A 23,300-nucleotide genomic window follows, 5' to 3' on the forward strand; every position below is an offset into this window, starting at 1 on the left:
GGAATCACCACCATGAAACCAAAGCTAGTGAACAGGATTGCACTCGTTTTGATTACATCTTTATTCGCTTGGAATCTACTTCTCTCACTCCTATCTATGACAAGCTGTCAAATTGAGTTACTTCATTCATCAAATTGATTCCTATTTTGAAGTTAGTGTTTATTGGGTCTAGAACCTAAGGAGAATGTAGGTAAATAAATTAATACTTTCATGATGTTAGATTTGTTTTCTAAGTTTAAAAAAACTTGGCTTCACTCTTGCTTAACCTACTTATGCAACTCGTTTTGTCGGCGCCAAAATAAAAAAGTAGACATCCTTTGTCTCGTAGCATCAGATTTTAGGGACACATTTATTTAGCTTTGCCGTTCAAAGTTTACGTACTTTTCAAGGAAATCGCCTAAGCGAAGAAGAAGTCGAGGTTAACTATGAAATACAAGCAAATTATTTATCTCATCGGAGCAATAGTTAGTGTCCCGGTCCACGCAACCATAGTGGACTTGGATTTTTCAAATCACATAGAATCAACAAATGGCAGTAGCAGTTGGGCAGGGCCGACCTACGATGGCGCCTCTATGCATTTTCTAAATGTCGGTACACACGATGGAAAAACCATAGATGCAAAGGTATCCAGTAGCGTATTTGGTGATGCGACATTTTTGTTTCATGCACCCAATTACAAAGTAGGCGCAACACAACCGTCAGGTGATATTGGTTTTCTCTACCAAACTAATTCTGCTGGTTCTGCGGGGCTGATTTATACGTTCGAATTTTTTGATGGTACTGACGGTCTCTCAGGTACGTTCTCTGTTCCTTACACCATTCCTGAATTTGAAATGATTGGCTATGACATTGATGGTGAGCCCGTTCAGTCAGAGCAAGTTCGAGTATTTAAAAGTGAAGGTTTTTACAGTTACCAGCTAGGTAGTGCGAGTGCCAGCTTGACTGCTGAAGAGAGTGCTGATGGCAATTCAGTTCTCTTCACCGGACCAGGCACCAATTATTCTGAAACTGATACGTCAGGTGCGGTTAAGTTTACCTACAAAAATACCTCTATTGTTACCCTTCAGTTTGAAACTGTTACAACGAGTGGCAGTGGCTTCCCTAACCCAATCTTTTCAGCGTTTGATGGTAACTGGGATTTAAGTGGTTTTACGAATCCGATAGAGAGTTCCAATGAGTCTGATTTCGGCGATGCGCCGGATACCTATGGAACATTACAAGCAAGCAACGGTGCGGAGCATGCTGTTTCTTCAACGCTCTATCTCGGGGCTAATATCGATGCTGATTCTGACGGACAACCGGGCGCCTTATCAAACGGTGATGACTTGGATGTTGACGGGAATGATGACGACGGTATTACGCTACTTACTAACTTAGAAATTGGGTTGGATAGTCTCATCAACGTTAACGTTGTGGGTAATGGTTACCTACAAGCTTGGGCTGACTGGGACTTGAGTGGTACTTTCGATGATGATGAACAAATCTTGAAAAACCATTCGGTTGTTGAAGGGGGCCAAGTGGTTCCAATTCGAGTGGCTGATGATGCGAGTGTGGGGACTGTACAAACACGTTTCCGTCTAGCGAGCAGCCCTAACATCCCAAGTGATGGTTACGTTGGTGACGGGGAAGTCGAGGATTACGTGTTCAACGTGACTGATCCGGGAACCACAATTCAACACTCTAACTACTACACTGCAGCGTTCGAAGATAACTGGCCTGAAGTTGGTGACTTCGATTTAAACGATGTTGTCGTTTATTACCGAACCACCATTCTGAGTAAAGACGATGCTGTATTGCGTATGGATATCAGCGGTAGCATCATGGCCTACGGTGCCTCTTATGGTAACGGCTTAGGTTGGAAATTGAGTGGCTTTGATGAGTCGGATGTCGACTTGCAGACCGCCAGAGTGCAGAAAAACGGCGCAACTCGTGTGAATATCTCACCGTTTACGGGCGAAGACAAATCGGTTGCATCACCAGGAGGTGACCTTGTTGTTGTCGCTTCGTTGAACTTAAAAAATGATATCCCTATTAACGACGAGTGTATGTTCCACCGTACCAACCCATCTTGTAATCCGTCTCTTGAGTCTGACCAAATGACGTTTAGCATCTCACTACCGTTTAACGATGACGATCAACCAACGGTGAGTTCACTTCTGCCATTAAGTGGTTTCGACCCATTCATCTTCGGTCCGGGTGAAGGGTATTACCATGGCTCTAGCTTTACTGGCTCTCCGGGTAAAGATCTTGAAATTCACACAGCGGATCTTCCACCAACGTCACGTGGTACGTTAGTAAGCGACTTTTACGGTGTGGCACAAGATGATTCAGATCCAGATAGTGGAAAATACTACAGAACTACGCAGAACATGCCTTGGGGTATCTTAATTTCATCTCCTTGGAATCACCCATCCGAGTACATTGATATCAGTGAAGCGTTCCCAGACTTTGCAGAATGGGCGACGTCTGGCGGTTCTTCTAAACCGACTTGGTATCTAAACCCTAACTCAGACAAAACTTGGTCTACTGAAGATTAATCAAGGAGGATTTATGAAACTATCAAAACTAATGCTAAGTAGTGTGACTCTTGTCTTCCTTGCAGCGTGTGGCGGAGGCGGCGGTGGTGGTGGCTCTACCACATCAGCTCCAAGCTCTGTCCCACCAGCGGATGATTCCTCATCAGGCAACACGTCATCTGCTGGCAATAACACAGTGACGTCTAGCGTCGCGCCTGCGGCACAAGTGTTGAGATCGGTTGAGCTGACCATACCGGAAGGCTTTGGTTTCTCAACTGAGAGGGAAGTCGCTGTGACGGTCGATGTCGCAAGTTCACAAAGTTCGCGGGGCTTTATGAGCTTGTACACTGAGTTTGATGGGGACGTTGTCGACTACACCTCACAAGTGTTAAGAATGCCTATTAATGAAGACACTGACTTTTCAACAACGCTATTGTTGCCCAACCATGTTGATAAAGTTTGGGTCGAAGTGTGGTACCCATCAGCATTGGGTAGCGAGGTGAGAAACTCATATAGCATAGAAAATGACCAAGTCGATGTGATTCTCTAACATGGTATGAGTGTTAGTTAGCGCTTCATATTCGAACCATTAATATCTTTGCCGCCATATTGGCGGCAAAGTTGTTTCTGCAATACAAAAAATGAATAGGACTGACGAATAATGGAATGTGGTTGATATTGTCAACTAAGTATTTTTGGTGTATCTTTACCATCGTGATACAACCCTAATTAAAGAGTATCACTATGTCGCTTTATGTCTGCCCTCAACAAAGAACGTTATGAATAAAAGACAGTTTATTGCCCATTACTTGCGCATGAATCGCACCTCGTACTTACTTGCGGTTGTGTTCATTTTTCTCGTTAACTGGTTACAAGTAGAAATCCCTCGTTATATTCAATTGGCAATAGATCTGATTGATGACGCCTCTTCAAGTGGACATCAACAGTTGCAGTCCTATGTGTGGATCGTTGTTGGTATGTCGGTTGCTATGGTCGTTGTTAGGATTCTGTCTCGCATTTACGCGCTTAACCCCGGGCGAATTACAGAAGCTTCACTTAAGACCACTCTTCTACAAAAACTGAATCGCTTGCCAAACAGCTTTCACGAGCGCTTTGCTTCTGGCCGTTTAATCTCAATCATTAACAATGACCTAAGTGGTATTCGTTTGATGTTTGGTGTTGGCTTTCTGCAATTCTTTAATGCGTTGCTCGCTCTATCGCTAACGCCGCTATACATGTGGCGTATATCGCCAGAACTAACCCTGTATTCGATCATTCCGATTTCAATCGCTTTCGTGATTTTCCGAGTTGGCTTTAAGCGCATGAAAACGCTCCATCTAGAGCATATGAAGCGCCTTCAAAACTTGTCTGCGCAACTGATGAGTTATCTGTCTGGGATTGATCTGATTAAAAGCCAGCAGATGTCACCCTGGGTAAAAGAGGAGACTGAGAAACTGAATCAGTTGTTACTTGAATGCCGCCTTAAAATCACACGTATCCAAGTCTTCTTTATGCCGGTTCTCGATTACGCCAATGACCTGATGAAAATTATTATTCTAGGTCTCGGTGGTTTTATGTTGATGAGACAGGAACTGACCCTAGGTGAAATCACTGCATTCCTAACTTACTCAGTTTTGCTCGCCATGCCGCTTATGCAATTAGGACGAATCGCGACGATTTATCAGCGTGGCATGGTCGGTATTCAAAGCGCACAAACTATTCTTAATGCCAAGATACCAGAGTTGGATGAGCAGAAACTGTCTGAGCTCGATGTGGATTCCTTAAAAGGAAAAACGTTCTCCGTTCGTAACCTTAGCTTTAGCTATCCGGGCGAGGAACGTCTGATTCTAGATGACATCAGTTTTGATATTCCCGCGGGGAAGAAAGTCGGTGTGTTAGGTGGTATCGGTGCGGGAAAAACGACGTTGGCGAACTGTTTGAACCATCACTTAGACACTCCACAAGGTTCAGTACTGCTTGGTGAGAGAGATATCACTAGCTTCTCGCGTAGCGATTTACGTCGTTACGTTAAAACGGTCACCCAAGACCCGTATTTGTTTTCAGCCACTGTTGAAGCGAATATTCGTTTTGGTAGCGCCGATACCGAGCTAGCAAAAAGCCAGGTTGATGAAGTGTTAGAGCTTAGCCAACTAGCCAGTGATGTGACGCGCTTTGAGCAGGGCGACCAAACTTTAGTCGGTGAGAAGGGCATCATGTTGTCAGGGGGGCAAAAACAGCGCCTGAGCATTGCTCGTGCTCTATTACAACCAACCGATCTCATCATTATGGATAACGTTCTGTCTGCCGTTGACTACGAGACTGAGAGAAAAATCTTAGAAGGCCTATTTAAGCGATTGGAAAATCAGTCGGTTCTTGTTGTCTCACATCGTGTTAATGCACTTGAATACATGGATGAAGTTATCGTGTTGAATGAAGGCAAAGTGATTGCTAAGGGCGACCATAAAACCCTAATGAAAACTTGCGATTACTACTACGAGACATGGCTACTACAGCAAAATGAAACGGAGGCAGCAGCATGTTAAAAGGTGTTGACCTCAAGTACCTCAAGCATTTCTTTAAGTTTGCTAAGAAATACAAAGGCTCGGCGATTTTGGGCATTGCGATGCTTCCGCTTTCTGTCATCACAAGCTTGTTGTTCCCTTGGTTGATTATTCAAGTGATCGACGTTCAGTTGAGTCATGGTGATATGGACGGGCTGTTAGAATACGTTTTCTACCTCGTTGCTGTACTAATCGTCAGTTATGTAGTGGATACCACTTACGCATATAACCTACGTAAAACAGGTCAATACACGATTACTGACATGCGCTCAGTTCTGTTTGCTCGTGTTTTGAAATTGCCACGCAGCTACTTTGACAATACACCAATCGGTGTCACGCTCTCGCGTCTAACCAGTGATTTAGAAACCATCGGTGAGACGTTTGTTCAGTCGGTTGTCGGTTTGGTAAAAGACAGCATTAACACCATTGCGCTGTTGGTCATGATGTTCTTAATTGATTGGAAGCTGACGCTGATCGTATTGATCATCATGCCTCCGGTCATGTATCTGACTGTACATGTTCGAAATCGACTTCGTGCTCTGTATAAGGTGACTCGTTCGTCACTGGCTCAAGGTATTGGCTTCTTGCAAGAAGTGCTGTTTGGTATGAAAACCGTACAGATGTACCGAGCAGAAGAGCAAGTCGAACAACGTTACCAAGGCTATACCGACGAGTTTTTGAGAGCGCAGAAAAAGATCAATAAATACGACGCTATTCTGTTCTCATTCATTTCTGGTATTACATCCATCACCATCGCGGTAATGATTTGGTACGGTTCTGAGCAAGTGATAGAAGGGGTGCTCACCTTGGGTGTGCTGATTGCGTTCATCAACACCTTAGAAAAAGTGTTCGTACCGATTCGAGACTTCACCTCACAGATTGCTTCGATTCAGAGCTCATTTGCCGCGTTCGACCATATCGAAGAGCTGTTTGTTGAACCGACCGAAGAAGAGGGGCGCAACCTGCTGCCATCAGAGAAGGTTGCTAAACCGTTAGAGCAGTTTGAAAGCCTCGAGTTTAAGAACGTAAGCTTCCGCTACAAAGATGATGCTCCGTACGTTCTAAAGAATGTCTCGTTTGTATTGGAGAAAGGGCATCAAATCGCACTGGTGGGCTCTACAGGCTCAGGTAAGTCAACGATTCTGCGTTTGATCTCGAAAACCTACCAAGACTATGAAGGCAGCATACTGCTGAATGGCATTGAGCTGTCGCAGATCTCTAGTGAAGACTCGGCACATTTGTTCTCGATGATGATGCAAGATGTGCATTTATTTGAAGAGACGATTGCGTTCAATATAGCACTAGGTAAAGAGCATCTATCAATTGCCGAGATTGAGCAGGCGGCGCGTTATGTTTATGCCGATAAGTTTATTGAACAGCTGCCTCAAGGGTATGACTTCCAACTAGATAAGAGTGGAGCGAACCTATCGGTAGGGCAGACTCAGCTTATCTCGTTTGCAAGAGCTGTTGCTCAAGGTGGACAACTTATGATGTTGGATGAGGCAACCAGCTCGGTAGATTCGATTACCGAGGATCTCATTCAAAAAGCGATGCAGCGTCTGTTTAAAGAGAAAACCGTGATTGCAATTGCTCACCGCCTGAGCACGGTACGTCACTCAGACACCATACTCGTGTTGGAAAAAGGTGAGATCGTTGAAAAGGGTAATCACCAGCAGTTAGTGGCGCACAACGGTATTTACGCCGGCTTATTGAAAGAGTCGATAGTGGAAACCAATGAGCCAAAGGCAGCTGAAGCCTAGGCTCGAATACAATCGATTTATTTGTTGCCAGCGTTCCAATAAGCCCCAGTCATCGCACTGGGGCTTATTGTTTTGAGTTGAGCATAACTTTTGTTTATAGCCGATATAACTCGCCTCACACCAAAGATTGATGTGAGTGATATAGATTCTGTATAGGTAACAAACGATAATATTAGGATACGCTTTCATTCTCAGTAAAGGACTATCGAGATGTGAGTAATAACATAACTCTATAGTTTTAGTAGAGCATGAAAAATACCGATTTTAGCTTGATCCTCTATTTTGTTGTGATGATGGAAAAGCTTTCTATCTCCAACACCGCCAAGCTCAATGCGCCCATTGCAAGCACGGATTAACCTTGAGGACTACAGGGTATAAATTCTAGTTAACTACCTGAGTAGCGTAAGGAGTGTAGGGAAGTTAGTTGTGATTTTCGGTAAATGAGTCGCTGAAAATATACATATTTTACGATCATTAATATGTTATCATCTCCCTACTACTTAAGGGGTGTCTTAAGGCATCGGGATGTATGCGAGCAAACTTACGTGCTTGTGTCAGTCACTTTCTGGCGAATATGGAATCGAAAATGTTGTTGGAAGAAGTTGTAGAAATCATTGAATTAACCGACTCAGACCATTTATCTCACGCAATGGACCTGTTTAACGAACATGGCTTTGTTTCCGCAGAGCATTTACCTTTCATGTCGGTGGTTTTTGAAACCGCACCTGAGCATCTTGCGAAGAAACTGTCGCAAATTGGCTTCAAAGGTCTAGTGCAAGTAGAGAAAAGTGAAGATGCAGCTGGCTTTATCATCGTTGACGCTGAACGAGCTCAGCTTAGCAAAAGTGCGTAATCAGAAACGCTCAATAATATCCGTTATGACAATTTGAGGTTAACACAGTGACAACAGCTACCGTTTCAGCAACAGAGCAACAGATCTCCAATGAACATGCACTTTTGGGTGTATCGTTACTAGCGTCCCAAAAAGTAGAGTTGGCGCTGTTTAATGTGATCTCTAAATTAGCAAAAACCTTGTCGAAAGATGCTCAGAAAGAGCTAGGTTTAGACTCAGAGACTTTTTTGAGAGAGAAGGGGAGTCACCAAGAGGCTACACTCAGCTTGTATGAGCAGGCGTTCGGTGAACAACTACCGCTGAAAAAAAACGAACTTAACGATTTTATTTATCATAGAAACTTAGTGACTCGCAGTTTTTGGCGAGTGACTGGTGCGGATGTTAAGGGTGGCGAAAAGCTAGCTAACCCAGAACTCTACCTAAAAGAGTTTCTTGCTAAATGTGAATACTGGCAAGTGATGCTGGATAACCAATCCAAATAATCACGCCGAAAAAGAAAGCCATAGCAGAAGTGCTATGGCTTTTTTGTTAGCCGCGATTTAAGCCCAAAGTCTCACAGTATTATTTAAATCATCATTTTTAATACATAGTTCTTAGAGACGAAGTGGTGTTTAAGTGCTGCACTGATGTGTAAAACAATTAAACAAGCTAGGGCAATACAACTGGCACGATGTAAATAAAAGAAGAAGCTGTTGATTGCTGGGTTGGTAATTAGGTTTTCGACAGTGGTTAACCAGAATAATGGGTAAGGTTGTTCCAGCATCAAATAGCCTGTACTGAACACCATAAACATGGCGAGGTACATTAAAGAGTGAGCAAGCTTAGCCACACACTTTTGCCTCTCTGGTATTGATGTTGGCATGGTTGGAGAAGAGCGAAAGTGACTCCAGATATAACGAACCACGAGCAATGGTGTCGCAACGGTCGCCAATGACATGTTAAGCACTGATAAGAATGAAAACAGCTCTGGATGACTGGTAACATAGTGCATCACATAACCAGCGATTGTGGCATAAATGATTACTGAAGCCATTACCCAGTGCAGTACACGGCTTACTAAATCGTATCTTGGATTATTCAAATTAACCTCGCTCTGATCGTTATTAATATAAGTTTCATCTCGATGCAATAAATCAAATGACTCTATATTCGCATCGCGAATTAATTATATAGAACAGTATTACTTGGTATTTTTATAATTTAGAAATTAATGATGTTGCTTCAGGTGTTTTATAATTATCAATGATGTTTTAGAGTGTTAATTCCAATATGGATAAGGCAAACTTGCCCACTTCCTAGCTTGTATGCCTATTACGAGATACAGTTAGGTTAAAGATAAATATATAAGGAATGTATAATGCTTCGAATCTTATTGATTGCAGTTATCTCAGTGTTCAGCACAATGAGTTTTGCAAGCGAAGAAGTTAAGTACTCTGAGAAAGAGTATTTGGATAGACCATTGATGGAACGCTATATCCTTGATGAGTTAAAACAACTGAGAATCGAGCAGCAGGATCTTGAAAGGCGTCTCACCATTCAGATGACGGATCGTGAGCTGGCTGTGGCGGATAAGTCACTCAATTATGCCAATGTCACCGTTACCTATTTCTTCTACATTATTGCAGGCGTGGCGTCTTTAATCGCCTTAGTGGGTTGGCAGTCGCTCAAAGAGCTAAAACACACCACCAAAGAGATGGCAGATCAACGACTCAATACTATCGCTCAAGAGTATGAGAAAAAGTTCAACGTGCTTGAGAGAGACTTGAAGCGTAAAACAAGAATCATTTCAGAGAACAACCGAGAAATCGAAATCATCAATGAGATCCACAATCTATGGTTGAGGGCGCAGAATGCTCAAACCGCGGAACAGAAAATTGAAATCTATGATGAGATTTTGAAGGTTCGTCCTGGGGACTTGGAAGCATTGACATACAAAGCAGACGCAGCGATGGAGATTCAGGAATACCATTGGGCGATGAGCTTATGTAATCGTGTGTTAGAGGTGGATGACCAGAATGCACACGCCTTGTATCAACGAGCTTGTGCTTACGCAAGGTTAGGGGCAGAAGGACAAGCTATTGACGACCTAGAGCGATCTGTCGAAGCCAGTGGCTCAATGCGAGAGTTGTTGGCTGAAGAGCCAGACTTCGAAATGCTTCGAGGCTTAGAGCGTTTTGAGGCGCTTCGTGAAGAATAAATGTTTGATGGTATGGTGGGTTTCTTAAGCCCACCATACTTTTATGCTTTATAAAGAACGGTTTCTTAACTTTCGTTTGTTTTTTTGAATTGATTGTTATGTTATAACACTTTTAAGTTCCTTGTTATAACTGCTAAGTAATTTATGAAGTACCTCCGCATTAGCCTGATTTTTGTCGCTATCAGTGCATTTTCACTTGCCGCATTGCTCTCTTTCCATCCGGAGCCGGAAAAAGAAGTTTCAATAAAAGTAACGCCTTATCAAGAACTACACATGGACGGTGAGGAACAGGCGCACCCACAAGCTAATTCGAGCTCATTGATCAAAATTCACTACTTTGTAAAAGTAGGGGACACACTGAGTAACATATTCGAATCGTGGAATCTGCCTTATGAAACGGTTCATAAAGTAATGGAAGCGGATCTTGAATCCTTGAAACTCGATACCATAAAACCCGGTGACCACTTAGAGTTGCTTTTAGATAGTGACTCCAAACAGCTTGTTGAGTTGGTGTTCCACGAAAGTCTGGTTGAGCAAGCTGCCTTTACTCGAAATGATGATGGGAGCTTCACCTATAAATTCCACGAGATACCAGGCGAATGGAAAGAAAAACTCTACGCGGGCAGTGTTCATGGTAGCTTTTCAACATCGGCATACAAAGTTGGGCTTACAACAGCTCAGATTGCCAATATTACTCGTACGCTGAAAGATAAAGTTAACTTCGCTCGTGAGCTTAGAGCCGGTGACAGCTTTAATGTACTGGTAAAAGAGCAGTACACAGACAACCACTTAACGGGAAAAACAGAAGTTCAAGGCATCTCCATTCAATTAAGAAACCGAGAAGTAGCAGCGTTTTTGGCGCCTGATGGTCTCTTCTACGATAGAGAAGGCAATAGCCTAGAACAAGCCTTCGATAGATACCCTGTCGACAGAAAGTTCCGAAGAATTACCTCATCGTTCAACCCGAAACGAAGACACCCTGTGACAGGCCGAATCTCGCCGCACAATGGTACTGACTTTGCGACGCCAGTGGGCGCTCCGGTATATTCAACGGGTGACGGCCGGGTTGTAGCGCTTCGTGACCACCCTTATGCCGGTAAATACTTGGTGATTGAACACAACAGCGTATACACCACGCGTTATCTTCACTTGAGCCGCTTCTTAGTTAAGAAAGGGCAACAAATTAAGCGAGGCCAAAAAATTGCGCTATCGGGTGCGACTGGTCGTATTACTGGCCCTCACTTGCACTTTGAGGTGTTGGTTCGTGGTCGAGCTGTTGATGCGATGAAGGCGAATTTACCGATGGCGAGCTCGATTATGCCAAAAGATAGAAAAGAGTTTTTGGCTCGAATTGCCTCTTTTGATGCCATGATCTCTGAGCCCGCAGAACGCGCGAGCTAGAGATATTTAAACCGAACTTGGCAACGCATACAAAAACGCCCCTTAGCTAGCAATTTAGCTAAGGGGCGTTTTATTGAGAATCACATCATTGGTTTCCGGGCTGCGAGGTTTGGTGGTTAGCCGGGCTCAGAATCAACCTGCAATTAGTTAAGCAACAACTACCGCTGTGCCACTGGCAGACACCATTAGCATGCCGTTACCTGTTCCAAGTACTTCGTAATCAATATCGACACCGACCACTGCATTTGCACCAGCTTCAATGGCTTTCTGTTCCAGCTCTTTGAATGCATAGTTACGGGCTTTTTCGAGTTCCTTTTCGTAGGTGCCAGAGCGCCCACCAACAAAATCACGAATGCCAGAAAACATATCCTTGAATACGTTCACCCCTAAGATAGCTTCTCCGGCAATAACTCCTTTGTAGTCGACAATGCGTTTGCCTTCGACAGATTGTGTGGTGGTAATGATCATAATGGCCTCTTGTAAGTAACGGTTCTAGTGGACGTTGTCGTTATTCTAATCTTGTGTTGTATCGCTAAGTGTCATGTCTGAATTGGCAAATTCATGTCTTAACCATGTTCTCAGTTGTAGCACACTTTCTTGTTTTAACTTGTTTTTTGGGCAAACAAAATAGAAATCTTGATGTGGGTTAGCAACGGGGGCACCAAGCTCAACCAGCATGCCGTGGCTAATGTCATCTTTTACAAACAAGCGATGGGTGACTAATACACCTAGTGAACGAATCGCGGCTTGTACCGCTTGAATCGACACATCAAACGTTAGGTTGCTGTGAAAATTTGGCATCGGGATTTGGTAATGATCACACCACACTTGCCAGTCGTGTTTTCGCCTTGGGTTAAAGACACCAATCGTGGAGTTTTGCTCAACAAGCTTTTTGACGCTTAAATTCTCATTACTTTTGAGGAGCGCAGGGCTACACACCAACACCAGATCATCATCGCCCAGTTTTTCGCTGTAGTACTGCTCCCACTCATTGGACTTGCCATGCACAAGGGCAATATCAACCCCTTCTTGTTCAATATCGAAAGGACCCGTGAGTGTTGAAATACGAATATCAAGTGAGGGAGCGAAAGCTTGAAAGTCGGGAACGCGGGGGATCCACCAGTGCATTGCAAGCGAATTCACCATATTGAGGGTGATGCGATGGTCATTGGGCGTCTTTGCTAGCTCTTCAGTGGCTTCTATCACTTGCTCCAGTGCGGGAGCAACTTTGCGATAGTAGCGTTTACCTGCGGCATTTAGAACAACACGACGACCTACTCGCTGAAATAGAGGCTTATTGACCTGCTGTTCTAAGGACTTGATGGCTTGGCTTACCGCAGAGTGGCTGACATACAATACACGAGCGGCATCGGTCATGCTGCCTGTCTCTGCGACAGCAATGAAAGCGTAAACGGATTTAAGCGGAACGAGCTTTTTCATTGGTAAGTTTTCCTTACAGTTATGGTTAATATTACTCGCTATTTTTAATGACGTCACGCTTCTAAAATAGACAGCATAGGAGGTGATAATTATGTCTGATATTACCAAGGCGACGACTTTCATGTTGTTGTCTACATTCAGTTTGTCTTTAAGCGGTTTAGTGGCGAAGTATCTATCGGAAGCGATGCCTATTTCATTACTAAGCTTCATGCGTTTTTTCTTACCTAGTTTGCTCTTATTCTTATTTCTTATCTTCTCTAAAATCAGCAGGCCGGCAGGAAGTATGTGGAAGCCATTGGTCATGCGGGCGATATTCATGGTGGCATGTCAGTGGTGTTTTCTTACGTCGTTACAAACTTTAACGCTTGTGGAAGGTGTGGTGCTGTTTAGTACTGGGCCGCTATTCATTCCTTTGTTAGAAAAATTAATGTTTGGGACCAAGATTCATACAACAACCATATTTTGTTTAGCGGTAACCTTTGTTGGTGTTGTGATGATGGCAGGAGATTGGTCGCAGTTTAAATTTGGCTCTGAGTTCTTGAGACCTGAATTGCTGCTCGGTTTGTTGGCTGGAGTATTCAACTCAGCGTCACAAGTGAGTTTGTATCGCGCTTCTAAAACCAGTCTCACGCCTGCAGAGCTCAATGCTTGGACATTTTTGGTTGCGGCAATATTGGTTATCCCAATGTTGGTATTCACCTCAATAAAAGGCACTTCTGGAGTGCAAGCAGACTCAAGTATTCTTAATACTTTAAAGACGATTGACCAAATCGGCTGGATTGGAATAGGTGCATTTGGATTGGCGTTATGTACTGTTAATACACAGATCTTCCGTTCAAAGGCTTACAAGCTTACAGAAAGTGGTTCTCAACTGGCTCCGTTAATTTTCACCAACATGTTGTTTAGTGCACTGTGGCAAGGTGTGTTTTTTGATGATGTATTTTCTACTCAGCAGTTGGTCGGTATTAATCTGATTGTCGCTGCGAGCATCACAAACACCTTGTTAGCGAAAAAGCATAGTAACTCCCGAAAAGCGACGCCTGTGAGCACCTCAAAAGCGGATTCTGTGCTCGATCTACAAGCAATAGTTAAGCGTTAAACGTTGTCAGAAACGGTTTAAAAAAGTGAGCGTATGTACTCTTTTACTTTATCGATATGTTTCGTTTCATCAACCTCGCATCGTTGGTTTGGTTCAAGGAATTGCTCGGCGTATTTGTCGTAGATTTTGTTTTCTAGAAACAGTAAATAGAGTTTGGGATCGATATGACCGCTGGTGGCCATGTCGGTCATGATATTGAGCGATTCACTGAGCAGCTTGCCTTTTTTATACGGACGATCGCTCGAAGTTAGGGCTTCAAACACATCTGCAATTGCCATGGCTCTCGACGGTAGAGGTAACTGGTCTTCGTTTAACCCTCGAGGGTAGCCCTTACCATCGATGCGTTCATGATGGCCACTGGCGATTTCAGGAATATTTTGTAGGTAAGGTGGGTAAGGGAGTTTGTTTAACATGGTGAAGGTTTGAATGATGTGGTCATTAATCATGAAGCGTTCTTCTTCGTTGAGAGTGCCACGATTGACCTTCAAATTATGCAGTTCGCCTTGGTCGTATTTGACTTCTCCCGGCTTAAGAACGAACTCTTCTTGCCACAATTCTGCTGGGTTAAAGCCATTATCCCATGGGATCTTGTGCTCTGGTTTGTCCGCAAGGAGTGGTTCCATCACTGGTAAGGTCTGTTCACTGTGATCTGGTTTAGCGTCGGCAGATTGCGACGATTTCTGCCACGACTCGTATCTCTCTTTTTCAGCCCAAGATATTCCAAGCTGATCGTCTAACGTTCGTTTCCATTGACGTTTGGCAATTTGGTCCAATCGTTCGAGTTGTGCTTCTGTCATTGATTCTCCGCCTAAATTGCACTGCGCAACGAAGGCAAACTCTTCATCGAGTGTTGATAGAGTTTGCTCGAGGATCTGTAGCTGCACTTCCTGAAGTTCACCGTTCGCCATCGCTTTCCAATAGTCGGTTTCAGCTTGCTGTTTGAGTAACTCAAATCGCATGCGAACTTCGTGGATTCGGTCGTAAATGGTCTCAAGTTTGGTTGCTTTGTCTACCACATACTCTGGGGTGGTGACTTTCCCGCAGTCATGCAACCACGCAGCTAACATCAATTCTTCCCACTGTTTGTTGTCCAGAGAGAACTGAGGGTAATAACGGTCGTCATCGATAGTCGCTTGGGTTAACCATTTGGTCAGCTCAGGTACTCGTTGGCAGTGACCGCCAGTGTATGGGGATTTGGTATCTATCGCAGAGGCTATCAGCTCAATAAAGGCGTTGAGCATGTCTTTCTGCTGCTGCATTTGGTCGATGTTGTCTTTGGCTATTTCCGCGAAGCTCAATAACTCTCTTAAAAAGGCGTGTTTATCTGCTTGAGCTTTGGTAATCGGTCTTTCATAGCCAATCGCCACAATACCAACCAACAGCTTTTCGCGGTTCAATAATGGGAACAAGTACAGGTCTGAGTTGAAGATAGAGTCTTGATAGTAGTTGAGCACATTGTCTTCTCGATTTAGGTGGATAGTCTCTCCTGACTTGAGTTTGCACAGTAACCAAGGTGTGTGTTTGATGAAGTCATTGATGTCTGCTTTAAAGGGAATGATCGCTAGGTTGGCGGCGGTATCAAATACATCTTTCTCTTCTGATTGAGTAAACAGCACTATGGTTTCGGCTTTGGTTATCAAATAGCTTTGGTGAGCGATGTTCTTGGCAAGTATCGAGAACTCCTGATTCCCTGCCGTGTCCCGAAGTAAGTTGATCAGGTCATGAAGTGTGTGTTCCATCAATTCAATGGAGTGGGCGAGGTTTGCGACCTCTTTAATCATGCTCTTCGGATAATGGGTACGACGGAAATCGAACCGAGCGATGTTATCGGTAAGCTGCATCAAGGTATTGAGTGGTTGGGATAGACGATTAGCAACCAACCATACGATACCAAAGCAGATAAACAACATCCCAATCGCGACGGCGACCTGTTTGTCACGCATCGAAATGAGATCAGAAAGTAGCTCATTATGGGGTGTTGCTTCTGCCAAATAGAGGGTCACGTTTTGGGTGAGCTCAACCGGAGTTAAGGTCAGTGCCCATGTGTTCAGGTTGTACTCGACGTTTTTGAGATTGAGGTTAAACTTTTCCTCATCTGAGATTAGCGGCCCCAATACTGAAGATTTTAACGCTTCCATTTGCTCTCGTTTGGGGATGTTGAAAAAGTTCTGCTCCTGCTCACTACCAGAGAGTTTTCCTGCACCAGTTACATTATTAGTATTGTCATGGTTAGCTTGGAAGGTGAGGTTAGAGGTCGTTAAATCCAGTTGATGCTGACCAAGAAGGTTAAAGTGTTGGTCAAATAGAGCCAGTCTAGTTTGGGGAGAATAAGCCAGCTCACTGATCTGAGAAGAGAGTGAACTCAGCGTGAAGTCAGCACCCACCACATGTTTACCATCAGCTGAACGCCTAGAAAGCGTAATGCCATTGGTTTTCAGGAAATAAAAAAGATAGGGCTCGGATAGGTGTATTGATCCATCTGGTTTTGCATTGCGATACCAAGTACGAGTCGTTGGGTTGAATTTACTCTCGCTTTGCACCGTGCTGATTACTTGGTGTGCGCCATCGAGGAAAGTTATAAAGTTCTCGCCATCCAAATTGGTGCTGCTGACCATCATGGTCGCCTTAGCAGGAGCGTTGTTTTCGGCTCTTTGCTTATTTGTACTTAAGGGCCGGAAAATTCTAAAGTCACCATCCTCCGAGCCATAGAAGAGCGCAACTAAATTAGTATTCTGTTTGAAGATAATATCAACCGACGCTAGCCAAGACTCCTTCTCGATAGAGGAGCTTTGTTGATTAACAAACGGACTGACAGCCATCACGTTCAAAGTGGTGATGACAGGCGCTATTGCTTGCTTGAACACCGACTCTAGCTTGTCACGGTGCTCATTACTTACCTCGCGAACGGTTCCTAATAGCAACTCTTGAGAGTGCCGATAGCTTATAGATATCAAAACTGCGCCGACAAATGTTGTCAAAATTAGGAAAAGGCTAGTGATGTGGATACTCAGCGGATAACGTCTTCGTCTCATCTAACACTCCAGCGTGTGAACTGGTTTAAGTATTGACGAACTTGGGTAGGTTGCAAAAAATTGGCTCAATTACCAGGTTAGCCTGTCGCTATGATAATGAAGCCGACCGATAGAATGTTGCGTGAAGGTAGAGGTGACAGTCTGTCCTGTAACTGCTGGGCAATTAGTTATAAGAAAGCGTTAGGTTAAGGTGCTAATTGTCACTTTGTGCTGATAAACTGGCTCTATTGATACCATAAGGCACTCGCTTCCAAGTTGAGGCTTTAGGTTTATTTTCTGAAAAGTTTAGATATCAATAGAGGGCATTGATTTATGGAATTAAAGGTAGACACTCACACCCATACATACGCCAGTGGCCATGCCTATAGTACATTGATTGAAAACGCTAAATCGGCAAAACAAAACGGCCTTGCTATGTTCTGTACCACTGACCATTCAGAGTCAATGCCGGGCGCGCCACACTACTGGTTTTTTAGCAATCAGCGTGTACTTCCTCGCTTTATCCAAGGCGTTGCGATTATTCGCGGCGTTGAATCAAACATTATGAACACTCAGGGTGAAATCGATATACACCCAAGTGTTGATAAGAACTTAGATTGGGTGATTGCGAGCTTTCATGAGCCTGTATTCCGTCCGTCAGATTCTGCAGCTCATACTGAAGCTCTCTTGAATGTCATCAAAGGTGGCCGAGTCGATGCACTCGGTCATTTGGGTAATCCTAATTTTGATTTCGACTTTGAAGCCGTCATTCAATGTGCGGTAGAGCATAATGTCGCTATCGAGATAAATAACACGACCCTGAAAGGCAATAGCCGCGTGGGTAGTGTCGACCGCTGCTACGAGATCGCGAGAATAGCAAAAGCAAAAGGGGCATTTATCACTTCGGGTAGTGATGCGCATTTTTGTAATGATGTTGGTGGCTTGGATCTTGTGTCTGCGTTGCTTGATGAGGTTGGCATTGACTCGAATAAGGTGATTACCCATTCACCGCAGCAGTTCTTATCGTTTCTTGCGTTACGTGGTCGCAACGAGATCCCAGAATACTCGGCGCTTGTTTAAGAGAATGTCGGCGGGTTTACATTTCGACACAATCAATTTTTGTGCCTGACGGATTTTTGTATACACTAGCCGGAAAATAATAAAGTCGAAGCGCTGCAATAATGATGGCGCTATCTTCAAAGTCACAGTTTCACTTGGAGAAACAATGAAAACTCGCCCAATCCTTTTATCTGGCCTAATCGCTGCAGCAGTAATGTCTGGCAATGCATTTGCTAACGTTGACCTTAAGAAAAACATGCAAGAAATGAAGCTTGCATTCAAACAAGCGGCAGAAGCTCAAAGCATTGAAGAGATGCAAAAACCTATCGTTCGTTTAGATACGCTAGTGGCAGAGCTAAAAACGGGTGTGTACCCAGTAGAGAAAGAAGAAAACTTCATGGAAGGCTTCAAGAAGATCAGTCTATCGATCGATAGCATTGAACAGAAGCTAGACCAAGGTGATTTCGAGGCAGCAAAACAAGAGCTGCGCACGATTGATGGCCTTCGTGAAGAGTACCACGACAAGCGTAACCCAAGTATCTGGAGCAAGATCTTCGGTTAATGGATTAATCAGGAGCGTTTGCTTGCTTAACAGTTAACAAAGCCAAACCTCAAGATTCGATTTCTAAAACGCCGCCTATATTTCCCTTTGTTGGAAAATGTAGGCGGCGTTTTTTATTGGTGGCTTTTTAGCCGGGAGATGTGCACGTACATGAATAATATGGGTTATGTTCTATTCGCGTAACCAGTTTTTAACTAAAAAGAGTGTGCGTTGGCTTCAACTTTTTAACCTGATGTTAATCTTTACGTTTACCTATATAACAAGTGCCTCATAATAAGGAAAATTTATAAAGATTTGGAATAATGCGCCGAACCTCGTTCAACCTCTCTATGTTACTTGCTACAGCGTTAAGCTGGGCTTTAGTGACATTAATGCCTGTTATCAATTCTCATGGTAACAGTGCGGGAGTGTGGGCGTCGTTGTGTACGGTCAATGGCTTTGAACTGGTTCAAATCGAAGAGGGTGAACCGAATACTCATAAAGGTAAGCCGTGTCCGTTTAGCCATTTTTCCACATTCCACCAAGATGAACTTCCAACTACACTACTCACAACTCGACTGAGTTTTATTGTCTCAGACAGCTACGCTTTTTTGGCTCTAAGCGAACGCTATTCGAGACAAGCCCCCCGTGGCCCTCCCTTTGTTACTGCTTAAACCTCACTCATTAAAATAATTAAAAAATATAGTATTAAGTAAAGTTAAACATGCCTTAGCGACTTTCTGATTTTTCAGAAGGTTCGTTTGCGCATGTCAAAGGAAATAATAATGTTGAGAAATGAATCTCAAACTACTGTGAAGGCACAAGCGACTTCGCAGTCTACAAGCAGTGCAACAAGCAGTTCGAAAAACGATATTAAAAGCAAAGAGCGCAATAAAACCCTCTACTTTCTCACCTGGCGCTGGCATTTCTATGCTGGGCTGTTCGTTATCCCATTTATGCTGATGCTAAGTATTACTGGCTTAGTGATGTTGTTTGACGATGAGATCGAACTGGCTTTCCATCAAGAGGCGATTGAAATTACGGCATCTGGTGAACCAATCAAGGTTTCGCAGCAGTTAGCGGCAGTCCAAAAGCAATATCCACAAGGCTCAGTGACACAGTTTGTCCCAAGCAAAGCGCCTGATTTGGCGAACCGATTTTCAGTTTCTCTGGAAGATGGCATATCTGTTTTTGCAACTGTGAATCAATATACGGGTGAAGTTGTCGGTGAAGTACCACGCAGTGACAGCCTGTACCAGTTAGCAAACGACATCCACGGCACGTTATTGATTGGCGATTGGGGTGACTATCTGATTGAAGTTGCGATCAGCTTGTCGATTCTGTTGCTTATCAGTGGCATTTACCTATGGTTGCCAAGAGACAATGCGAGCCGTGCAGGCTTTCTTAAGCTGAGAGTGTCATCTGGCCCACGAGTACTGATGCGTGATCTGCATGCGAACATAGGTGGCACGCTATCTCTTATTCTGCTGCTCTTTATCCTGTCTGGTTTGGCGTGGACAGGTTTCTGGGGCGGTAAGCTCGTCCAAGCATGGAGCACTTTCCCTGCTCAAATGTGGGATGATATTCCGCTGTCTGATAAGACACACGCATCGCTTAACCATGGCTCAGAAGAAGAACTGCCATGGAATCTGGAACAGACACCACTGCCGTTGTCTCAAGATAAGCCAGCAGAACACGTTCATCATGTGGAAGAGGCGTCCGAACCTCATGATCATTCTAAGATGGGTGATGACCACTCTATGCATGTCATGTCTGTGAGTAGCTTTGCCATTGATGATGTCATTGAGAAAGCACGAGCTCTTGGCTTCACGCAGTACAAGGTGAATTTCCCACGTTCTGAGACGGGTGTTTACACAGTGACAGCAAACACGATGGGCGGAGATATCATCGATCCCACTCAAGATCGTACCACGCACCTCGACCAGTATTCAGGTCGTATCCTTGGTGAAGTGACCTGGCAAGATTATAACTTTATCGCCAAGACATTAGCGGTCGGTATCTCTCTGCACCAAGGTGATATAAGTATTATCAACAAGCTTTTAAATGCCTTGTTCTGCTTGGCGTTCATCGTTGTGTCAGTGACTGGCGGTGTGATGTGGTGGATGCGCAGACCGTCAGGCCAACGTAAGCTTGGCGCGCCACCTAAGTTTGGTGATGCTGGCTTATGGAAAGCTGGTTTGGTGAGTGTTGTGCTGATTTCAGTACTATTCCCTCTCGCAGGAGCAACGATTGTGACGGCCATGATATTGGATTGGCTACTGTTCTCACGTGTTGAGAAGTTCAAAACGGCGTTGAGCTAATTGAACCAAAAACGGACTTTTTCGGCTTGAGAAGGTCCGTTTTTTATTCTGGCGGGAAGCTGATTTTTCAAGAAAGTTTAGATTTGATACAGCCTATTTTTGATAAAGCTCTATTTTTGATAAAGCTCTATATTTGATAAAGCTCTAGCGGCAGGCCGTCTGGGTCTGCGAAAAACGTGAATGACTTCCCTGTAAACTCATCAACTCGAATCGGTTCAACGTCGATTCCTTGTCCTTCTAAATAGCTTTTTACTTGTTGAACGTCCTCAACACAAAAGGCTAAGTGTCTCAATCCTTGAGCTTCTGGAAAGCTCGGTCTTTCAGGTGCATCAGGGAAACTAAACAACTCTATTTGAGCACCATTAGGGAGTGCTAGGTCAAGTTTGTAAGACTGGCGCGCTGCTCGGTAATTCTCTGCAATAATTTTTAGCTTTAAAATCTCAGTGTAAAAGCGTTTTGAGGCTTTGTAGTCTGAGCAAATAATGGCGGCGTGGTGGATTCCTTTTAGCATCAGTTTATTTCTCCTGCCAACTTTTCACCCAAGTGTTCCATCGCGTAGTCAATGAACACGCGTAGGCGAGCGGGCATATACTTGGTTTGTGCAAACTGCATAGCGATGGCGCCGTGGTAGTTACTCTTGATGGTCCAGTCATTTAGTACTTGAACAACGCTACCTTCTGTTAACGCATCTTGAATCACAAAGTCATGGAAGATGCCAATCCCCAAACCTTCTTTCACACCTTTTAGTCGCATTTGAGAGTGGTTCACTGCGTATCGACCACTGACGGAAACGGTGTGAAACTCATCATCTTTAAGGAAGTCCCAAATGTGGTCTTTGTCTGTCTCTGCAAGATACAAACAATCGTGTTCAGAAAGGTCTGTTGGGTGGCTAGGAACTCCTTTGGCTTTCAGATAGTCGGGGCTCGCACATAGCACGAGGTTTGTCTTTCCAAGCTCTTTCAAAACCAAGCTTTCGTCGGGCTTATCGGTTAGGCGGAAAGCGATGTCGATGCCCTGACGTAAAATATCGATGTCGCCATCGGCCGCTCTCAACTTGAGTTGGATTTCTGGATACTGATTTAAAAATGGAACAACAAAAGGCTGTAGCACTGAGTTTAAGAAAGCTTCAGGCGCCGCTACTGTTATGGAGCCTGCTGGTTCTGTGTGATCAGAGGTCGACAATTCAACCGCTTGCTGTGCAGCGTTAATCATGACAACGCTCTGGTCGTAAACCAATTGGCCTGCCTGAGTAATAATAAGCGTACGAGTGGTTCGTTCGAATAGCTTGACTGACAGTGCTTTCTCTAAACGTGTAATCAGCTTACTGAGCGCTGAAGGTGTCACCCCTAGCTGTTTTGCTGCCGCAGTAAAACTCCCTTCATTTACCACTAAGATGAACGAGGCGAGATCAGGAAGTAAGGCGATGAGTTTGGGATTAATCATAAGTATCCAGTTAGACTAATTTCAACAGTGAGCATAACCTTGATTGTGATTGATCTCTTCTGACTTGTGAATCAATTTCATCAATTGATACGCGCAATAGTAGCCGTGATGGAAGCCGTTCTTTTGTTGTTCCTATTTCAAATTACTCAGTTATTCAAATCTCAAGTCAATATGGCAATTCCGTTGCTTCCAATTGGTTGTTAGATGCTTTTGTTATATCAATGTAAATACTTGTGATTGTTTGTTAAATTTCATTTAAACGGTGTTAATATCCTCCAAACTTGTGCTGAATCGAATCAGCTATATTTCATCGTTCGAAGAGAACTTTTAACTTCGAGTTCGGAAGAGCAAAACATAGTTAGAGGTAAGTATTTTGCAACGTACTGATATTACCCCAACGCAATCTCCTGCGTTAGCCGCGTTAATTAATAACGATTATGAGCTTAATTTCCAAGAGTTTATGGACCAAATACAGCTGGCGAATAAACCTATGTCTCTGGCTTCCATTCGGTTCATATTGGATAACATCGAGCTGAGTAAAGAAGAGATCAAGTCGTTGGCGAGTTTTGATAAAGAAACATACTGCCGACAAAGACTTTTCAAGAATGACCACTGCGAAGTTTTAATTTTGAGTTGGCTAAATGGGCAAAGAAGTAAAATACACGATCATTTGAATACGTCTTGTGGCGTAAAAATTTTACACGGGCAAGCAACGGAAACCTTGTTTGAAACGGCGGCTAATGGCCATATTTTTGCTTCTCAGTCGACTCATTTCCAAGAGGGCAGTGTGACCGTCAGTAAAGATAATGATATCCATCAGATATCGAATCTACAGGCTGGAGATGAACCGCTCATTACGTTACATGTGTATTCGCCCCCTTTAAGCCAATTCCACCTCTATCAGCTAGAGAGCGGTAAGCCGGAGCTGCTCGACATACAACAAGAGTGCTGGGCCTACGAGATTTAAAGTGCGTTAAACGGAGACAACTTTCTACTTAAATGGTCATGATAAGGCTAAAAGGAGGCGTAGAAAGTTTGTCGTTTAATTTTGCTTTAACGCTATGCATTATAAAATTTTATACTATTTATGAACTTCGC

20 protein-coding genes are annotated in these 23,300 nt (G+C 43.8%); 14 read left to right on the top strand and 6 right to left on the bottom strand.

Annotation, left to right across the window (positions count from 1 at the left end):
- Positions 1-425: 425 nt before the first annotated feature.
- From JC606_RS16190 to JC606_RS16215, 6 genes are all read left to right on the top strand, one after another.
- Positions 426-2,537: an LruC domain-containing protein gene (locus JC606_RS16190; protein WP_137409106.1), complete on the top strand. Its 2,112-nt coding sequence runs from the start codon at positions 426-428 to the stop codon at positions 2,535-2,537.
- 13 nt (positions 2,538-2,550) lie between these two features.
- Positions 2,551-3,066, top strand: a complete 516-nt coding sequence (locus JC606_RS16195; protein ID WP_198778972.1) for a hypothetical protein — start codon at positions 2,551-2,553, stop codon at positions 3,064-3,066.
- A 229-nt stretch (positions 3,067-3,295) separates the two neighbouring features.
- The gene (locus JC606_RS16200) at positions 3,296-5,059 is read left to right on the top strand and encodes an ABC transporter ATP-binding protein (RefSeq protein WP_198778973.1); all 1,764 of its coding nucleotides are present in this window, start codon (positions 3,296-3,298) and stop codon (positions 5,057-5,059) included.
- Positions 5,053-6,837: an ABC transporter ATP-binding protein gene (locus JC606_RS16205; protein WP_198778974.1), complete on the top strand. Its 1,785-nt coding sequence runs from the start codon at positions 5,053-5,055 to the stop codon at positions 6,835-6,837. The genes JC606_RS16200 and JC606_RS16205 overlap by 7 nt, the downstream gene beginning before the upstream one ends.
- A 586-nt stretch (positions 6,838-7,423) precedes the next feature.
- Positions 7,424-7,690 carry a hypothetical protein gene (locus JC606_RS16210; protein WP_171731831.1) on the top strand — a complete coding sequence of 89 codons (267 nt, stop codon included), beginning with the start codon at positions 7,424-7,426 and terminating at the stop codon, positions 7,688-7,690.
- 47 nt (positions 7,691-7,737) lie between these two features.
- Positions 7,738-8,172: a hypothetical protein gene (locus JC606_RS16215; protein WP_198778975.1), complete on the top strand. Its 435-nt coding sequence runs from the start codon at positions 7,738-7,740 to the stop codon at positions 8,170-8,172.
- Between the two features lie 83 nt (positions 8,173-8,255).
- On the opposite strand, the gene JC606_RS16220 is transcribed toward JC606_RS16215, so the two are convergent.
- Positions 8,256-8,771 (bottom strand): cytochrome b, encoded by a 516-nt coding sequence (locus JC606_RS16220; protein WP_198778976.1) that lies wholly within the window; start codon positions 8,769-8,771, stop codon positions 8,256-8,258.
- Between the two features lie 276 nt (positions 8,772-9,047).
- Between JC606_RS16220 and JC606_RS16225 the strand changes: the two genes are divergently transcribed.
- Together JC606_RS16225 and JC606_RS16230 are read left to right on the top strand one after the other, a co-directional pair.
- Positions 9,048-9,887: a tetratricopeptide repeat protein gene (locus tag JC606_RS16225; RefSeq protein ID WP_004742431.1), complete on the top strand. Its 840-nt coding sequence runs from the start codon at positions 9,048-9,050 to the stop codon at positions 9,885-9,887.
- Between the two features lie 144 nt (positions 9,888-10,031).
- Entirely contained in the window at positions 10,032-11,288 is a 1,257-nt protein-coding gene (locus JC606_RS16230; protein ID WP_198778977.1) for a peptidoglycan DD-metalloendopeptidase family protein, read from the top strand.
- 147 nt (positions 11,289-11,435) lie between these two features.
- Here JC606_RS16230 and JC606_RS16235 read toward each other — a convergent pair whose 3' ends face one another.
- Positions 11,436-11,756 carry a heavy metal-binding domain-containing protein gene (locus tag JC606_RS16235; RefSeq protein WP_004730185.1) on the bottom strand — a complete coding sequence of 107 codons (321 nt, stop codon included), beginning with the start codon at positions 11,754-11,756 and terminating at the stop codon, positions 11,436-11,438.
- A 45-nt stretch (positions 11,757-11,801) separates the two neighbouring features.
- Positions 11,802-12,728 (bottom strand): LysR substrate-binding domain-containing protein, encoded by a 927-nt coding sequence (locus tag JC606_RS16240; RefSeq protein WP_198778978.1) that lies wholly within the window; start codon positions 12,726-12,728, stop codon positions 11,802-11,804.
- A 91-nt stretch (positions 12,729-12,819) separates the two neighbouring features.
- On the opposite strand from JC606_RS16240, the gene JC606_RS16245 reads away from it, so the two are divergent.
- Positions 12,820-13,827 carry a DMT family transporter gene (locus JC606_RS16245; protein ID WP_004742434.1) on the top strand — a complete coding sequence of 336 codons (1,008 nt, stop codon included), beginning with the start codon at positions 12,820-12,822 and terminating at the stop codon, positions 13,825-13,827.
- A 17-nt stretch (positions 13,828-13,844) separates the two neighbouring features.
- Here JC606_RS16245 and JC606_RS16250 read toward each other — a convergent pair whose 3' ends face one another.
- Positions 13,845-16,859 (bottom strand): HD domain-containing phosphohydrolase, encoded by a 3,015-nt coding sequence (locus JC606_RS16250; RefSeq protein ID WP_198778979.1) that lies wholly within the window; start codon positions 16,857-16,859, stop codon positions 13,845-13,847.
- Positions 16,860-17,171: 312 nt separating this feature from the next.
- Here JC606_RS16250 and JC606_RS16255 point away from each other — a divergent pair, with 312 nt between their 5' ends.
- The 4 genes from JC606_RS16255 (at position 17,172) to JC606_RS16270 (ending at position 20,759) form a co-directional block, all read left to right on the top strand.
- Positions 17,172-17,918, top strand: coding sequence for a phosphatase (locus JC606_RS16255; protein WP_198778980.1), 747 nt, complete (start codon positions 17,172-17,174; stop codon positions 17,916-17,918).
- Between the two features lie 145 nt (positions 17,919-18,063).
- Positions 18,064-18,459 carry a cytochrome b562 gene (locus JC606_RS16260; protein WP_198778981.1) on the top strand — a complete coding sequence of 132 codons (396 nt, stop codon included), beginning with the start codon at positions 18,064-18,066 and terminating at the stop codon, positions 18,457-18,459.
- A gap of 302 nt (positions 18,460-18,761) precedes the next feature.
- Entirely contained in the window at positions 18,762-19,112 is a 351-nt protein-coding gene (locus JC606_RS16265; protein ID WP_198778982.1) for a hypothetical protein, read from the top strand.
- A gap of 111 nt (positions 19,113-19,223) precedes the next feature.
- The gene (locus JC606_RS16270; protein WP_198778983.1) at positions 19,224-20,759 is read left to right on the top strand and encodes a PepSY-associated TM helix domain-containing protein; all 1,536 of its coding nucleotides are present in this window, start codon (positions 19,224-19,226) and stop codon (positions 20,757-20,759) included.
- Positions 20,760-20,886: 127 nt separating this feature from the next.
- Here JC606_RS16270 and gloA2 read toward each other — a convergent pair whose 3' ends face one another.
- Both gloA2 and JC606_RS16280 read right to left on the bottom strand, forming a co-directional pair.
- Positions 20,887-21,270: an SMU1112c/YaeR family gloxylase I-like metalloprotein gene (gloA2, locus tag JC606_RS16275; RefSeq protein WP_137408380.1), complete on the bottom strand. Its 384-nt coding sequence runs from the start codon at positions 21,268-21,270 to the stop codon at positions 20,887-20,889.
- Positions 21,270-22,202, bottom strand: a complete 933-nt coding sequence (locus JC606_RS16280; RefSeq protein ID WP_137408381.1) for a LysR family transcriptional regulator — start codon at positions 22,200-22,202, stop codon at positions 21,270-21,272. The genes gloA2 and JC606_RS16280 overlap by 1 nt, the downstream gene beginning before the upstream one ends.
- 373 nt (positions 22,203-22,575) lie before the next feature.
- On the opposite strand from JC606_RS16280, the gene JC606_RS16285 reads away from it, so the two are divergent.
- On the top strand, positions 22,576-23,169 hold the full coding sequence (locus JC606_RS16285) for a cysteine dioxygenase (RefSeq protein WP_102431495.1): 594 nt from the start codon (positions 22,576-22,578) through the stop codon (positions 23,167-23,169).
- The last annotated feature ends 131 nt before the right edge of the window (positions 23,170-23,300 follow it).

The organism is Vibrio sp. IB15 (assembly GCF_016406055.1).
Classification (GTDB): Bacteria; Pseudomonadota; Gammaproteobacteria; order Enterobacterales; family Vibrionaceae; genus Vibrio; species Vibrio chagasii.

Excerpts from the sequence above, each read along its gene's own strand:
- JC606_RS16280 (WP_137408381.1), bottom strand. The coding sequence starts at position 22,202 with ATGATTAATCCCAAACTCATCGCCTTACTTCCTGATCTCGCCTCGTTC.
- JC606_RS16245 (WP_004742434.1), top strand. The coding sequence starts at position 12,820 with ATGTCTGATATTACCAAGGCGACGACTTTCATGTTGTTGTCTACATTC.
- JC606_RS16265 (WP_198778982.1), top strand. The coding sequence starts at position 18,762 with ATGCGCCGAACCTCGTTCAACCTCTCTATGTTACTTGCTACAGCGTTA.
- JC606_RS16205 (WP_198778974.1), top strand. The coding sequence starts at position 5,053 with ATGTTAAAAGGTGTTGACCTCAAGTACCTCAAGCATTTCTTTAAGTTT.
- JC606_RS16195 (WP_198778972.1), top strand. The coding sequence starts at position 2,551 with ATGAAACTATCAAAACTAATGCTAAGTAGTGTGACTCTTGTCTTCCTT.
- JC606_RS16230 (WP_198778977.1), top strand. The coding sequence starts at position 10,032 with ATGAAGTACCTCCGCATTAGCCTGATTTTTGTCGCTATCAGTGCATTT.
- JC606_RS16270 (WP_198778983.1), top strand. The coding sequence starts at position 19,224 with ATGTTGAGAAATGAATCTCAAACTACTGTGAAGGCACAAGCGACTTCG.
- JC606_RS16225 (WP_004742431.1), top strand. The coding sequence starts at position 9,048 with ATGCTTCGAATCTTATTGATTGCAGTTATCTCAGTGTTCAGCACAATG.
- JC606_RS16255 (WP_198778980.1), top strand. The coding sequence starts at position 17,172 with ATGGAATTAAAGGTAGACACTCACACCCATACATACGCCAGTGGCCAT.
- JC606_RS16200 (WP_198778973.1), top strand. The coding sequence starts at position 3,296 with ATGAATAAAAGACAGTTTATTGCCCATTACTTGCGCATGAATCGCACC.
- JC606_RS16210 (WP_171731831.1), top strand. The coding sequence starts at position 7,424 with ATGTTGTTGGAAGAAGTTGTAGAAATCATTGAATTAACCGACTCAGAC.
- JC606_RS16250 (WP_198778979.1), bottom strand. The coding sequence starts at position 16,859 with ATGAGACGAAGACGTTATCCGCTGAGTATCCACATCACTAGCCTTTTC.
- JC606_RS16235 (WP_004730185.1), bottom strand. The coding sequence starts at position 11,756 with ATGATCATTACCACCACACAATCTGTCGAAGGCAAACGCATTGTCGAC.
- gloA2 (WP_137408380.1), bottom strand. The coding sequence starts at position 21,270 with ATGCTAAAAGGAATCCACCACGCCGCCATTATTTGCTCAGACTACAAA.
- JC606_RS16240 (WP_198778978.1), bottom strand. The coding sequence starts at position 12,728 with ATGAAAAAGCTCGTTCCGCTTAAATCCGTTTACGCTTTCATTGCTGTC.
- JC606_RS16190 (WP_137409106.1), top strand. The coding sequence starts at position 426 with ATGAAATACAAGCAAATTATTTATCTCATCGGAGCAATAGTTAGTGTC.
- JC606_RS16260 (WP_198778981.1), top strand. The coding sequence starts at position 18,064 with ATGAAAACTCGCCCAATCCTTTTATCTGGCCTAATCGCTGCAGCAGTA.